Source organism: Micromonospora sp. NPDC049891, from assembly GCF_040660295.1.
Classification (GTDB): Bacteria; Actinomycetota; Actinomycetes; order Mycobacteriales; family Micromonosporaceae; genus Micromonospora.
On record NZ_JBFAML010000003.1, the window covers coordinates 108,421 to 122,407 of the forward strand.

Sequence of the window (13,987 nt, forward strand, 5' to 3'; positions counted from 1 at the left end):
CATTCACGTCCCAGTTGTCCCCACCCCGGCCACCTCCCACTTTCGCCACCGTCCCGTCCCCGTCCCCGCCGCCGAGCCCACCCCACCAGCCCTCGCCGCCGCTGAAAGCCGGCACTGCCGCTGAAAGCCGGACCCCGACGGGTTTGCGGGGCAGCCCCACCCGCGCAGGGATCAAGCCTGACCGCCCGGAGCGGGTGGGGCTGCCCCGCAAACCCCGCCGCAACCACCGAAAAACAGGACGGCGCAAGATCGAGAGAGCTGACACCATGGGCGGGTGCTGCTCACCCTCACCACCACGCACCAGCCGGCGACGGATCTCGGTCACCTGCTGATCAAGCACCCCGACCGGGTGCACACCTTCGACGTGCCCGTCGGCACCGCACACGTCTTCTACCCGGAGGCAGACGAGCAGCGCTGCACGGCCGCGCTCCTGCTCGACGTCGACCCGTTGAAACTGGCCGCCGCCCGGGGTCGCGGCCGGAAGTCGACCACGACGCCGGAAAGTTTCACTCTCGGGCGGTACGTCAACGACCGGCCGTACGCCGCGTCCAGCCTGCTCGCCTCGGCGCTGTCGAAGGTGTACCGCTCGGCGCTGCGGGGTGCGTCCAAGGAGCGTCCCGAGCTGGCCGCCCGAGGCATCCCGCTGGAGGTCCGGGTTCCGGTGCTGCGCTGCCGTGGCGGCGCCGACGTGGCCACCCGGGTGTTCGGCCCGCTCGGTTGGGCGGTCACCGCCACCGCCATCCCGCTTGATGAACTGCACCCGCAGTGGGGCGACAGCCGTTACGTGGACCTGACCCTCACCGGCACGCTGCGGGTGGCCGACGCGCTCAACCACCTGTACGTGCTGCTGCCTGTGCTGGACGACGCGAAGCACTACTGGGTGGCCCCGGACGAGGTGGACAAGCTGCTGCGGGCCGGCTCGGGTTGGCTGGCCGACCACCCCGAGCGTGGGCTGATCATCCGCCGCTACCTGGCGCACCGGCGGGCGTTGGCAGGTCAGGCACTGGAGCGGCTGGACGCCCAGCGACCCACCGACGAGCCGACCGTCGACGACGGGGTGGCGGACGCGGTGCCGGCCGAGTCGGCACCCCAGGCTCCGCTGGCCGCCCTGCGCCGGGAGGCGGTGCACGCCGCGCTCGTCGACGCGGGCGCCCACCGGGTGCTGGACCTGGGCTGCGGCGGGGGTGCGCTGCTGGCCACGCTGATCGGTGACCGCCGGTTCACCGAGATCGTCGGCACCGACGTCTCCGCCCAGGCCCTCACCCTGGCCGCCCGGCGGCTGCGGCTGGACCGGCTGCCGGAACGCCAACGCACCCGCGTCACGCTCCGGCAGTCCGCGCTCACCTATCGCGACGATCGGTTGCGCGGTTACGACGCGGCGGTGCTGATGGAGGTCATCGAGCACGTCGACCCGCCCCGGCTGCCGGCCCTGGAGGACGCCGTCTTCGGCTACGCCCGACCGACGACGGTCGTGGTGACCACGCCGAACGTGGAGCACAACGTGCGCTACGAGGGGTTGCCGGCGGGCACGTTCCGGCATGCCGACCACCGTTTCGAGTGGACCCGCGCCGAATTCGGCGAATGGGTCCGGCGGGTGGGCGCCACGTACGGCTACTCGGCCGTGGTGCACGGCGTCGGTACGGACGACCCGGAGGTCGGAGCACCCACCCAACTGGCCGTGTTCACCCGTGCGGAGGCACCGCGATGACCGTCCTCGACATCCCCGAGCTGGCCCTGGTGGCACTGGTCGGGATCTCCGGCTCCGGCAAGTCGACATTCGCCGGCCGGCACTTCACGCCCAGCCAGGTCCTCTCCTCCGACGCCTTCCGGGCGATGGTCGCCGACGACGAGAACGACCAGTCCGCCTCGGCGGAGGCCTTCGACGCACTGCACTACGTCGCCGGTAAGCGGCTGCGCGGTGGACGACTCACCGTGGTCGACGCGACAAATCTCCAGCCACACGCCCGAGCCGCACTGGTCCGGGTGGCCCGCGAACACGACGTGCTGCCGGTGGCGATCGTGCTGGACGTGCCGGAGGCACTGGCCTGGGAGCGTACCGAGGCCCGGTCCGACCGCACCTTCGGCCGGCAGGTGCTGGCCCGGATGTCCCGGGACCTGCGGCGCAGCTACGCCCAGCTGGCACGGGAGGGCTTCCGCAAGGTGCACGTGCTGCGCGGTGTCGACGAGATCGAGACCGCCGAGATCCGCTACGAGCGGCTGTTCAACGACCGGCGCGAGCTGACCGGTCCCTTCGACATCGTCGGTGACGTGCACGGCTGCCGGGCCGAACTTGAGGCGCTGTTGACCCGGTTGGGCTGGCGGCTGCACCACGACGACGCCGGCCGGGCGGTGGACGCGACGCATCCGTCGGGGCGTACCGCCGTGTTCGTCGGCGACCTGGTGGACCGCGGACCGGACTCGCCCGGGGTGCTCCGCCTGGTGATGGGCATGGTCACCGCCGGGCACGCGCTCTGCGTGCCCGGCAACCACGAGCAGAAGCTGGTGCGGAAGCTGCGCGGCCGCAACGTCAAGGTGGCCCACGGTCTGGCCGAGACGTTGGCGCAGCTGGACGCGGAGCCCACCGAGTTCACCGCCGAGGTGGCCACCTTCGTCGACGGACTGGTCAGCCACTACGTGCTCGACGGCGGCCGGCTGGTGGTGGCGCACGCCGGGTTGAAGGAGGAGTACCAGGGCCGGGCGTCCGGGCGGGTGCGCGCCTTCGCGTTGTACGGCGAGACCACCGGCGAGACCGACGAGTACGGCCTGCCGGTGCGCTACCCCTGGGCCCGGGAGTACCGCGGTTCGGCAATGGTCGTCTACGGCCACACCCCCACTCCGGAGCCGGAATGGGTGAACAACACCATCTGCATCGACACCGGCTGCGTCTTCGGCGGCCGGCTGACCGCGCTGCGCTACCCGGAGCGGGAACTGGTCGCGGTGCCGGCGGAGCGCGAGTGGTACGCCCCGGTCCGGCCGCTGACCGCCGCGCCGGCCCGACCCGACGAGGTGCTGGAGCTGACCGACGTGACCGGTCGGCGGCACGTGGAGCACGCGTACGGCTCGCTGACCGTGCCGGCGGAGAACGCCGCAGCCGCGTTGGAGGTGATGAGCCGCTTCGCGGTCGACCCGCGTCGGCTGGTGTGGTTGCCGCCGACCATGGCGCCCTGCTCGACGTCCGAGTTGGACGGCTACCTGGAGCATCCGGCGGAGGCGTTCACCGACTACCGGGCGGCCGGCGTGGACCGGGTCGTCTGCGAGGAGAAGCACATGGGCTCGCGGGCCGTGGTGCTGGTCTGCCGGGAGCCGGACGGTGGCCCGTTCGGGCCGGGCGGCGGGGTGGTGCACACCCGTACGGGTCGGCCGTTCTTCGGTGAGCCGCTCGACACCGAGCTGCTGGACCGGGTGCGCGTGGCGGTGACCGGTGCCGGGCTCTGGGACGAACTGGCCACCGACTGGCTGCTGCTCGACTGCGAGCTGCTGCCGTGGTCGGCAAAGGCCGCCGGCCTGATCCGCGAGCAGTACGCGGGGGTCGGCGCGGCTGGCCGGGCCGGCCTGCCGGTGGCGTTGGCGACGCTGGACGCGGCGATCGGTCGTGGACTGGACGTGACCGAACTACGGGACCGGACCGCGCGCCGCCACGACGACGTGTCGGCCTACACGGCGGCGTACCGGGCGTACGTGGGACCGACCGACGGGCTGCGCGGCGTGCGACTCGCGCCGTTCGCGGTGCTGGCCGGGGCGAAGGCCAGCTACAGCGACCGGGATCACGGCTGGCACCTGGCGTTGGCCGATCGGCTCTGCGCGGCCGACCCGGAGTTCTTCACGCCTACCCGGCGTCGGATCGTCGACCTGTCCGACGACGACTCGGTACGGGAGGCGACCGACTGGTGGCTGGCGCTGACCGGAGCCGGCGGCGAGGGCATGGTCGTCAAGCCGTACGCGGGTCCGGCCGCCCGTAGCGAGCGTGGCTCGCTGCTCCAGCCGGGGATCAAGTGCCGGGGCCGGGAGTACCTGCGGATCATCTACGGTCCGGAGTACACCGAACCGGAGCAACTCGCCGCACTGCGGCGCCGTTCCCTGGGCCGCAAGCGGGGCCTGGCGTTGCGCGAACACGCGCTCGGCCTGGCCGCGCTGGACGCTCTGGTTGACGGTGCCCCGTTGTGGCGTCGCCACGAGCTGGTCTTCGCCATCCTGGCCTGCGAATCGGAGCCGGTCGACCCGCGGCTGTGACCTGGTCGGGCGGGCGGCGGACGCCCCGGTAGCCTGATTGACCGTGGCGGTCGCCACACGGGCCAGTGATCGAGCGATTCACGGAACGGAATCTTCATGGCATTGGGCGAACGGGTAGGCCACGTCCTGCGCGGCGCGGCCATCGGCGTTGCCGAGGCTGTGCCAGGGGTCAGCGGCGGGACCATCGCGCTGGTGACAGGCGTCTACGAGCGGGTCATCGCGTCCGCCGGGCATCTGGTGAACACGGTGCGGTACGCGGTGTCCGACCTCCCGCGTGGACGCGGCTGGACGCGGGCGGGGCACCAGCTTCGGCAGGTGCACTGGGAGGTGGTGATCCCGCTGCTGATCGGCATGCTGCCCGGCCTGCTGATCGCGGCGAAGCTGCTCGAACCGCTGCTGGTCGACCATCCGGAGCAGACCAGGGGACTCTTCCTCGGGCTGGTCCTCGCCTCGGTGCTGGTGCCGATCTCGATGGTCGGCAAACCGTGGCGAGGGATGGAGGTGTTCGCTCTGGTCGTCGCCGGGGTCGCGGCCTTCGTGCTGACCGGACTGCCGCAGGCCACCATCGAACCGCACCCGCTTGTCGTGCTGCTCGCGGCGGCGGTCGCGGTCTGCGCCCTGGTGCTGCCCGGGGTCTCCGGGTCGTTCCTGCTGCTGACCGTCGGCCTGTACGAGCCGACCATCAGCGCCGTCAACGACCGCGACTTCGGCTACCTGGCGATCTTCGCAACGGGCATGGTCATCGGCCTGGCACTCTTCGTCAAGCTGCTCCAGTGGCTGCTTGAGCAGCACCGCCGGATGACCCTGGCGGTGATGGCCGGCGTCATCCTGGGCAGCCTGCGCGCGCTGTGGCCGTGGCAGTCCGAGGACCGCGCCCTGCACGCACCGGGTGACCACGTTCCGTCCATTGTGGCGCTGTTCCTGGTCGGGGTCGCCGTGGTCACGGCAATGATCATCGCCGAGCGTCGCCGGCTGCGCCGGGCCGCCCGGGACCTCACCGAGGAGACGTACGAGACGCCGCACGTCCGCTGACATCACCGCTTGGTGGCTGCCCGGCTGGGCGGCCACCAAGCGGTGCCGGTTCAGCGAGCCTTTTTGGTGGCCCGCTTACGCGGCGGGGTCAGCAGGTCGGCGATCGTGGCGATCGCGCTCGGGACCAACCGGTAGTAGGCCCACACACCGCGCTTCTCCCGCTCCAGCAAGCCGGCCTCGGTGAGGATTCGGAGGTGGTGACTGACCGTCGGCTGGGAGAGGCCGAGCGGCGCGGTGAGGTCACACACGCACGCTTCGCCCTCGGGTGCCGACTGGATCAGGCTGAGCAGCCGCAGCCGAGCGGGGTCGGCGAGGGCCTTGAGGACCCCCGCCAGCCGCTCGGCGTCGGCGCGTTCGATCGGCTCGCCGGCAAGCGGCGAGATCTGAGGCATAGTCATTTCGGCCAACGCAGTTCCCACGTATTCCATCCTTCCACCAGCAGCATCGATCCGCCTGCATATCAGCAGATCCGAATCGGCAGACTTTTACGCCACAAGGCCGAGGTCAGCCAACGTATAGGCCGCCCGATAGGGCAATCCGGCGGCTCGCACCGCGTCGCCGGCACCACGATCAACGATAACCGCCACCCCCACAACCTCGGCCCCGGCCTCGCGAAGGGCCTCGACAGCGGTCAACACGCTCCCACCGGTGGTGGAGGTGTCCTCCACCGCCAGCACTCGACGACCCGCCACATCGGGTCCTTCGATCCGACGCTGCAGCCCGTGCGCCTTGCCCGCCTTGCGGACCACGAACGCGTCCAACGGACGCCCGGCGGCGTGCAGCATCGCGGCGGCGATCGGGTCGGCCCCCAGGGTCAGCCCGCCCACCGCGTCGTACGACCAGTCGGCGGTCAGCTCCCGCATCACCCGACCCACCAACGGTGCCGCCTGGTTATGCAGCGTGACGCGACGCAGATCTACATACCAGTCGGCCTCCCGCCCTGAGGAGAGCACCACCCGACCATGGACCACAGCCAGGTCGGAGATGAATTTACGCAGGTCGTCGTGGTCCCCCATGGCGATAGAGGGTACTGCGCAAGTCTGTGTACCGCGTGTGCGGGCCACCCTGGTCAACCCTTCCGGGGGACAGATGAGTGGCGATGTCCGGTTACGCTACGTCGATCATGCTGACGGATCGAGTGACGTCACCCTGACCGGTGGGCGGCCGGCCGCCCGGTCGCCGGTCAGCGACGATCGCGGCCGATGCGGCCGCGGGTGTCCCGGGAGACCACGTCGAGCAGCCGACGCGGCGCGTGGCGCAACCCCGCCACGGCCAGCTTGTACTTCCACGACGGGACGCTTACCAACTTGCCTTTCCGCAGGTCACGTAGGGCCTCGTCGACCACATTCGACGCGTCGAGCCACATCCATTCGGGGGTTTTCGACATGTCGATGCCGGCTCGTTGATGGAACTCGGTGCGGGTGTAGCCCGGGCAGAGCGCCATGACGCGTACGCCGAAGGGACGGGCGGACTGCCCGACGGACTCGCTGAAGTTGGTGACCCACGCCTTGCTGGCCGAGTACGTCGATCCCGGCATCACCGCGCCGAAACCCGCTACGGAAGAGACATTAATCACTGCCCCACTGCGCCGCTCGGTCATCGTGGCCAGCGCGGCGAGGGTCAACCGGAGCACCGCGTGCACGTTGAGCCGCAGCAGTCGGGTCTCGTCCTGGACGGACGACCTGAGGAACGGCTTGTTCAGGCTGATGCCGGCATTGTTGACCAGAAGCTCGACAGGTGGTCCGTCGGCCAGCCGTCGTTCGGTCGCGGCACAACCGTCGTCGGTGGACAGATCCGCGGTGATGGTCTCGGTCTCCACGCCGTGCCGGCCGGTCAACTCGGCTGCCTGGGCCGCCAGCCGGGTCGTGTCGCGGGCGACAAGCACCAGGTGCCATCCGTCGGCGGCGAGCCGGGAGGCGAACGCCGCCCCGATACCCGCCGTCGCTCCGGTGATCAACGCCCAACGGTCGCTTGTCGTCCGGTCGGGCGTCACGGGCGTCATCACCTCGGCGGGTACGGAGGCGACGTCGGCGCCCCGGGCGGCGGGTAGGGCTGGTACGGCGGTGCCGGCGGCTGGTACGGGGGTGCCGCCGGTGGGTGTCCGAACGGTGGGGTGGGTGGCTGGTACGGGGATGCCTGCTGCTGGGGTGCCGGCCGACGCCGGAACCAGGCGTTGGCCGCGGGCAGTGCCAGCAGCACGGCTACCACAAGGTAACCGAGCACCTGGGCGATCGAAAGGGCGACGGTGAGCGGAATCCACCAGGACGGGTGGGCATCCGGCACCAGGGCGAGCAACTCGGCCGTCGCCTGATCGTCGCCGAAGTCCAGCGGTGCCGCGAGCTGCACGATCAGGGTGGCGAGCCCACCACACCCGCAGCACATGCCCAGCCCGGCGACCACCCAGGTCGCCACCCGGGCCGCAGGCCGACGGGTGGCCAGTCCCAGCGCCAGGCCGACGAGGAGCAGACCGGCGATGATGCTCAGCACCGCCGACACCACGACCGAGGCCCGCAACAGCGCCGCCACCGCGTCGACCTGACCGGCGTCGGCCTCGGCACCGGCCGCCGCGCGGAACCGGTCCACCGTGCCGCGCACGGACGCGAGCCCGATCACCGCGTACACGAGCGCGCCGAGCGCCATCACCACAAGCGTCGCCACGGCCAGCACGACCGCGGCCGGCCGGCGGGCTGGTGCCTGTTCGGGGTACGACACGACGAGTCCCTCCGGTAGGCGTCGGGAAGCAACCTACTCGGAGGGACTGTCGCGGTCGTGCCTACTCGCCGAAGGTCAGCCGGGGCGATCGGTGGGCGGCTGGGTACCGGGCTGGTCCGGGCCGCCGGACGGCGGGGTCTGGCCGCTCGGCCCGCTCGGCGGGCTGCCCTGGTCACCGGTCGGAGGCTGGGCCCCGGTGGTCGGGTAGCCGGGCTCGGTCGGCTGCTGCGGGGTACCCGGGTAGCCGGGCTCGGTCGGCGGGGTGCCCGGGTAGCCGGGGGCCGGCGGGTAGCCGGGCTGGCTCGGGTAAGCACCGCCGGGCGTCGGCGGCTCCCACTGCTGGGTCGGCTTGCGGAAGAACTCGTTGGCCTTCGGCAGCGCCAGCAGGATCAGCGCCGTCAGCAGCGAGATCAGGCTGATCACCCCGAGCAGGATGCTGACCGGCGTGGTCCAGCTCGGCAGCGCATCCTCCAGCCGGCGCTGGATCTCCTCGCCGCTGGGCATGTCACCGCTGGAATCGCCGGGAGCGCTGAAGTTGCCGGCGAACCCGCTGAGCAGGCTGAACCCGGTGCAGCAGAACAGGATGCCACCGACGATCCAGGTGGCGATCCGGGAGCCGTTCTTGCCCCGCAGGTTCATCAGCCCCAGGCCGAACAGCGCGAAGGCCACCACCAGCAGGAAGATGGCGGTGCCGACACCGATGACGACCGTGATGTCGGCGACGTTCTGCGCCCCCTCGACGGTGGAGTCCCGGTAGGCCTCCTCCATCACCTCGCGGACGGTACCGATGGTGGCCAACGAGATGATCACGCTGATCAGCTGGCAGATCGCGAACAGCAACAGCAGGTAGGTGGATATCGTCACCACGCCCGGCCGCGACCGGGCCGGGGTGTTCTGAGGATCGACCATGTTTCTCCCTTCCTGGAACGCGCTTCACCGTATCGGCAACGGGCCATTCCGGCACGGTGCGACGCCGAGCGGTGGGCGCGTCACCGGCCGCCCGGTCGGGATCGATCGGACGAGCCGGTGGTTCGGCTCAGGATCCGCTCTGCGGGTGGACGGTCACCGCGTCACTGTCGAGCCGTTCCCCACGGGCCATCACCCAGCCCGCCTCGCCGTACGCCTCGAAGGTGAGCCGGGCCCCGCCCGGTGCCCGGTAGTCGTGGTAGCGCATGGTGCCGCTCGGCGTCAGCTCGGTGATCCCGGAAGCGACGTACCGGGCCTGACCGGACTCGTGCCAGCTGTAGCGCCGGTCGCCGGACTCCACCACCGGCGCACCGGGCGTGACGGTGGCGTCGCGGGGCGCCGACTCCCACAGCACCAGTTCGAAGCCGGGATTCTCCGCCACCGAGAGTCGACGCCGACCGCCGTGCTCGTCGAGGTCGTCGAGGAGGTGCTCGGCCCACCGCCACTCGCCTTCCTCCAGGCGGATCGAGCCCCGCACCGAGTAGGTGACGTCCCCGATCTCGACGAGGTCGCCGACCTCGATGCGGCGGGGATCACGTCGCTGCCCGCCGCCGGACCGCTGCTGCCGACCTGCCGGCGCTGCTGACCGGTTGCGCCACCAGCGCAGCGCGAACACGACGACGAGCAGTCCGGCCAGGCAACCGGTCGCCAGGTACGCCGATGTCCCGTTCACCCGGTCACCTCCCGAGACGGTTCAGCGGAGACGTCGACCATGATCCGGGCAGGTGGCCCCTCCCGCCAGCCGGCTACCGGTCCGCCTGATCCGGTCCGCCGGAGCCGACACCGCCCTGCTCACCCTCGCCGGGCGCGGCCGGTCCGTCGGACGCGGGTGGAGCAGCCGGTGCCGGCGGCGTCTCCGGGACGGTCGGCGAGCCCGCCTGGTGCGGGGGATACCCGGCCGGATCCGGGCCGCCCACGCCACCGGGCCCGGGATACCCGGGCACCGCATACCCCGCACCGGGCACCCCATACCCGGGCAGCACCGGATACCCGGGCGGCGGCGGATAACCAGGCGGATACCCGGGCGGTACCGGATAGCCGGACACCGGCGGGGCGGCACCGAGTGGCGGATGTCCGGGCAACGGCGGGTATCCAGGCGGCACCGGGTAGCCGGGGATCGTCGGATAGGCGCCCGGCGGCACGGGACCACCGGGTGGCGCGGGATAGGCGGGGTAGCCCATCGGCACGGGATAGCCGACGAGGTGGGAATTCGGGATGTCGCCCCCGGCGGGCGGCCGGGCCGCTGCCGGCTCGGTGCGGGGTACGAACCAGCGGTGGGCCGGCGGCAGCGCCAGCAGCAGCACCACCGCCGCGGTGAGCAGGAACACCAGCAGTACGCCGAGGCCCGCCAGCGGGAAGAGGTAGTCGAACGGGCTCGGCTGGCTGTAGAGCGCCTCGGCGAAGTCCGACTCCTGCCAGAAGTCGTCGCCCGGCGGCGGCACGTCGTCCGGGTACGACTCGTCGACGTAGGGCTCGTCGACGTACGGCGCGCCGGACACCGCGAACGCCAGACCGAACGGGATCAGGAACGCGCCGAGACATCCCTGGACGATGCAGAGCAGCAGTTGCACGCCACCGGCCGCGAAGACCATCGTCCGGGCGGTGTTGCTGCCCGCGCGTACCCGGGGCGCGGTCAGGCCCAGCCAGAGCGCCAGCAGCAGGGCGGGCACCCCGAACACCGCCGCCATCGTGACGCTGCTCCACCGCTCCGCGCGTACCTCGCCCGGGTCCGCGTCGGGCACCAGCCGCACGGCGCGGTCGATCGCGGCATCCCACTGGACCGCCTCGATCACCACCAGGGCGACCAGGCCGAGCAGGATCAGCACGGTGCCGAGTTGCAGCCAGAAGGCCACGGTGACGGTGCCGGGACGCGGCGGACGGGGCGGGGGCACGGCTGCCGGTGCGTCGGCGGTCGCGGTCATACCGCGGACGGTACGGACCGGCCGCAACCCCCGGCAGCGCCGTTCGGGTGGACCCGATCGGCGTACGGATCATGCTTTGTCGAGTCGCTCGGCGGCGTACTCCCCGACGGTGGTGCTTCCCATCACGCAGCCGGTCATGGTGCTCAGTTCAGCCTCGTCACCGCGCAGCGTCGTCCAGGCCGCCCGTCCGGCCGCCGGGTCGAGCCGCTCCAGCAGCGTGGCGGCGTAGACCCGACCAGCGGGGGCGCCGCCGGCAAGCAACCGGTCGAGCAGGTCGCGTACCTCCTCCGGGTGGTCGGCCACGGCCGCCGCGACACGTTGGTACGCCTCGGTCTCAGGCAGCACCGTGCCCGCGATCCCGACCCCGCCGAACGCCAGCGTGTTGGCGTGGCCGAGTTCCGCGACGGCCCGCGCCAACTCCGATTCCTTCTTGCGCCGCATCCCGAACATGTCTCCATCCTCGCCCGGGGAGCCCGCCTCCGCCCGTCGGAGGCGGGCCCGGTGCGACCGGTTCAGCTGGACGTGACCGACAGGCCGTCCTTGCTGTCCCGGAGGTCCACCCGTACGGTGTCGCCGTCGCGGACCTCACCGGCGAGCAGGGCCCTGGCCAGCTGATCGCCGATCGCCGACTGGACCAGACGCCGCAGCGGGCGGGCGCCGTAGATCGGGTCGTACCCGTGCTCGGCGAGCCACCCACGGGCGTCGTCGGTGACGTCCAACGTCAACCGGCGGTCCGCGAGCCGCCGGCGCAGCCGGGCCAGTTGGATGTCCACGATGGCCCGCAGGTCGTCACCGTGCAGGGCGGCGAAGACCACGATGTCGTCGAGTCGGTTGAGGAACTCCGGCTTGAAGTGCGACCGGACCACCGCCAGGACGCCCTCGCGGCGCTGCTCCTCGGCCAGCGTCAGGTCGCTGATCACCGCCGAGCCGAGGTTCGAGGTGAGGATGAGGATGGCGTTGCGGAAGTCGACGGTACGGCCCTGGCCGTCGGTGAGCCGGCCGTCGTCGAGCACCTGGAGCAGGATGTCGAAGACGTCCGGGTGGGCCTTCTCCACCTCGTCCAGCAGGATCACCGAGTACGGCCGGCGGCGCACCGCCTCGGTGAGCTGGCCGCCCTCCTCGTAACCGATGTAACCGGGTGGGGCACCGACCAGCCGGGCCACGGAGTGCTTCTCGCCGTACTCGCTCATGTCGATGCGGACCATCGCCCGCTCGTCGTCGAAGAGGAACTCGGCGAGCGCCTTGGCCAGCTCGGTCTTGCCGACGCCGGTCGGGCCGAGGAAGAGGAAGCTCCCGGTCGGGCGGTCCGGGTCGGCCACTCCGGCACGGGCCCGCCGGACGGCGTCCGAGACCGCGCCGACCGCCTCGGTCTGGCCGACCACGCGCCCGCCCAGCGACTCCTCCATCCGCAGCAGCTTGGCGGTCTCACCCTCCAGCAGCCGGCCGGCGGGAATGCCGGTCCAGGAGGCGACCACCGCGGCGATGTCGTCCGCGCCAACCTCCTCCTTGAGCATCGCACCGGCGGACTGGAGCCCGGCCAGTTCCTCCTCGGCGGTCGCCAGTTCGGCCTTCAGGGCGGGGATCCGGCCGTACCGCAGCTCGGCGGCGCGTTCCAGCTCGCCGTCGCGCTCGGCCCGCTCGGCCTCGCCACCGAGCCGCTCCAGTTCCTCCTTGGCGGTGGAGAGCTTGGTGATGTGGCTCTTCTCCAGCTGCCAACGCTCGGAGAGGGCGGTGAGCTGCTCGCGCTTGTCGGCCAGCTCCTTGCGTAGCCGCTCCAGCCGCTCGGCGGACGCCGCGTCCGGCTCCTTGGCCAGCGCCATCTCCTCGATCTCCAGCCGGCGCACCGCCCGCTCGATCTCGTCCACCTCGACCGGCCGGGAGTCGATCTCCATCCGCAGCCGGGACGCGGACTCGTCGACCAGGTCGATCGCCTTGTCCGGCAGGAACCGGTCGGTGATGTACCGGTCGGAGAGCGCGGCGGCGGCGACCAGCGCGGCATCGGTGATGCGTACGCCGTGGTGCACCTCGTAGCGCTCCTTGAGCCCGCGCAGGATGCCGATGGTGTCCTCCACGGTGGGCTCACCGACAAGCACCGGCTGGAAGCGGCGCTCCAGCGCCGGGTCCTTCTCGATGTGCTCGCGGTACTCGTCGAGCGTGGTCGCGCCGACCATGCGCAGCTCACCACGGGCCAGCATCGGCTTGAGCATGTTGCCGGCGTCCATCGAGCCCTCACCCTTGCCGGCGCCCACGACCGTGTGCAGCTCGTCAAGGAAGGTGATGACCTGCCCGTCCGAGTTCTTGATCTCCTCAAGGACGGACTTCAACCGCTCCTCGAACTGGCCCCGGTACTGGGCACCCGCCACCATCGCGCCGAGGTCGAGCGAGACCAGCTTCTTGTCGCGCAGCGACTCCGGCACGTCGCCGGTGACGATCCGCTGCGCCAGGCCCTCGACGATCGCGGTCTTGCCGACGCCCGGTTCGCCGATCAGCACCGGGTTGTTCTTGGTACGCCGGGACAGCACCTGGATCACCCGGCGGATCTCGGAGTCCCGGCCGATCACCGGGTCGATCTTGCCGTCCCGCGCGCTCGCGGTCAGGTCCACGCCGTACTTGGTCAACGCCTGGTAGGTCTGCTCCGGATCGGCGGTGGTCACCCGGCGGTCCCCGCCACGCACCGTCGGGAAGGCCGCCACCAGACTCTCCTCGGTGGCACCGGCGGCCTTGAGCGCGGCGGACACGGCTCCACCGACCCGGGCCAACCCGGCGAGCAGGTGCTCGGTGGAGGTGTACTCGTCACCCAGCGGGCGGGCGATCTGCTCGGCGGCACCGATGGCGTTGACGAACTCGCGGGCCAGGGTCGGCTCGGCGATGCTGGAGCCCCGCGCGGCGGGCAGCGCGTCCACGGCCCGCTGGGTGGCCCGGCGCAGCTCGGCCGGGTCGGCTCCGACAGCGCGCAGCAGGCCGGCAGCGGTCGAGCCCTCGGTGTCCAGCAGCGACAGCAGCAGGTGCCACGGCTCCACGGTGGCGTGCCCCCGCTGGTTCGCCAGGGCGACGGCGCCGGTGATGGTCTCGCGGCTCTTGGTGGTGAGGCGTTCGGTGTTCATGGGCTCCCCTGGATCGGTGTG

The 13,987-nt window shown here is 71.7% G+C and carries 12 protein-coding genes; 3 read left to right on the forward strand and 9 right to left on the reverse strand.

Going from position 1 to position 13,987, the window contains the following annotated elements; translation table 11 throughout:
• The first annotated feature begins 274 nt into the window (after positions 1–274).
• From AB0I71_RS05895 to AB0I71_RS05905, 3 genes are all read left to right on the forward strand, one after another.
• Positions 275–1,708: a 3' terminal RNA ribose 2'-O-methyltransferase Hen1 gene (locus AB0I71_RS05895; RefSeq protein WP_357582116.1), complete on the forward strand. Its 1,434-nt coding sequence runs from the start codon at positions 275–277 to the stop codon at positions 1,706–1,708.
• Complete coding sequence (locus AB0I71_RS05900; RefSeq protein ID WP_357582117.1) at positions 1,705–4,230, forward strand: polynucleotide kinase-phosphatase; 2,526 nt, start codon at positions 1,705–1,707, stop codon at positions 4,228–4,230. Before AB0I71_RS05895 ends, AB0I71_RS05900 begins: the two co-directional genes overlap by 4 nt.
• A 96-nt stretch (positions 4,231–4,326) precedes the next feature.
• On the forward strand, positions 4,327–5,262 hold the full coding sequence (locus AB0I71_RS05905) for a DUF368 domain-containing protein (protein ID WP_357582118.1): 936 nt from the start codon (positions 4,327–4,329) through the stop codon (positions 5,260–5,262).
• A gap of 50 nt (positions 5,263–5,312) precedes the next feature.
• Here the strand turns inward: AB0I71_RS05905 and AB0I71_RS05910 are convergent, their stop codons facing one another.
• From AB0I71_RS05910 to clpB, 9 genes are all read right to left on the reverse strand, one after another.
• Positions 5,313–5,690, reverse strand: a complete 378-nt coding sequence (locus tag AB0I71_RS05910) for a metalloregulator ArsR/SmtB family transcription factor (RefSeq protein ID WP_007454255.1) — start codon at positions 5,688–5,690, stop codon at positions 5,313–5,315.
• A gap of 57 nt (positions 5,691–5,747) precedes the next feature.
• Positions 5,748–6,278, reverse strand: coding sequence for an orotate phosphoribosyltransferase (gene pyrE, locus AB0I71_RS05915; RefSeq protein ID WP_357582119.1), 531 nt, complete (start codon positions 6,276–6,278; stop codon positions 5,748–5,750).
• 167 nt (positions 6,279–6,445) lie between these two features.
• Positions 6,446–7,255, reverse strand: a complete 810-nt coding sequence (locus AB0I71_RS05920; RefSeq protein WP_357582350.1) for an SDR family oxidoreductase — start codon at positions 7,253–7,255, stop codon at positions 6,446–6,448.
• A gap of 8 nt (positions 7,256–7,263) precedes the next feature.
• Positions 7,264–7,974, reverse strand: a complete 711-nt coding sequence (locus tag AB0I71_RS05925; RefSeq protein WP_357582120.1) for a hypothetical protein — start codon at positions 7,972–7,974, stop codon at positions 7,264–7,266.
• 75 nt (positions 7,975–8,049) lie between these two features.
• Positions 8,050–8,883, reverse strand: coding sequence for a hypothetical protein (locus AB0I71_RS05930; protein ID WP_357582121.1), 834 nt, complete (start codon positions 8,881–8,883; stop codon positions 8,050–8,052).
• A 127-nt stretch (positions 8,884–9,010) separates the two neighbouring features.
• On the reverse strand, positions 9,011–9,613 hold the full coding sequence (locus tag AB0I71_RS05935; RefSeq protein ID WP_357582122.1) for a DUF4178 domain-containing protein: 603 nt from the start codon (positions 9,611–9,613) through the stop codon (positions 9,011–9,013).
• 73 nt (positions 9,614–9,686) lie between these two features.
• The gene (locus tag AB0I71_RS05940) at positions 9,687–10,862 is read right to left on the reverse strand and encodes a hypothetical protein (RefSeq protein ID WP_357582123.1); all 1,176 of its coding nucleotides are present in this window, start codon (positions 10,860–10,862) and stop codon (positions 9,687–9,689) included.
• Positions 10,863–10,931: 69 nt separating this feature from the next.
• Entirely contained in the window at positions 10,932–11,312 is a 381-nt protein-coding gene (locus AB0I71_RS05945) for a hypothetical protein (RefSeq protein ID WP_357582124.1), read from the reverse strand.
• Positions 11,313–11,374: 62 nt separating this feature from the next.
• A complete protein-coding gene (clpB, locus tag AB0I71_RS05950) occupies positions 11,375–13,966 on the reverse strand; it encodes an ATP-dependent chaperone ClpB (protein WP_357582125.1) in 2,592 nt (863 codons plus the stop codon).
• Positions 13,967–13,987: the final 21 nt, after the last annotated feature.

Bases quoted from the DNA above. Each gene is read 5' to 3' on its own strand.
- pyrE (WP_357582119.1), bottom strand. From the start codon at position 6,278: ATGGGGGACCACGACGACCTGCGTAAATTCATCTCCGACCTGGCTGTG.
- AB0I71_RS05905 (WP_357582118.1), top strand. From the start codon at position 4,327: ATGGCATTGGGCGAACGGGTAGGCCACGTCCTGCGCGGCGCGGCCATC.
- AB0I71_RS05945 (WP_357582124.1), bottom strand. From the start codon at position 11,312: ATGTTCGGGATGCGGCGCAAGAAGGAATCGGAGTTGGCGCGGGCCGTC.
- AB0I71_RS05910 (WP_007454255.1), bottom strand. From the start codon at position 5,690: ATGGAATACGTGGGAACTGCGTTGGCCGAAATGACTATGCCTCAGATC.
- clpB (WP_357582125.1), bottom strand. From the start codon at position 13,966: ATGAACACCGAACGCCTCACCACCAAGAGCCGCGAGACCATCACCGGC.
- AB0I71_RS05900 (WP_357582117.1), top strand. From the start codon at position 1,705: ATGACCGTCCTCGACATCCCCGAGCTGGCCCTGGTGGCACTGGTCGGG.
- AB0I71_RS05930 (WP_357582121.1), bottom strand. From the start codon at position 8,883: ATGGTCGATCCTCAGAACACCCCGGCCCGGTCGCGGCCGGGCGTGGTG.
- AB0I71_RS05940 (WP_357582123.1), bottom strand. From the start codon at position 10,862: ATGACCGCGACCGCCGACGCACCGGCAGCCGTGCCCCCGCCCCGTCCG.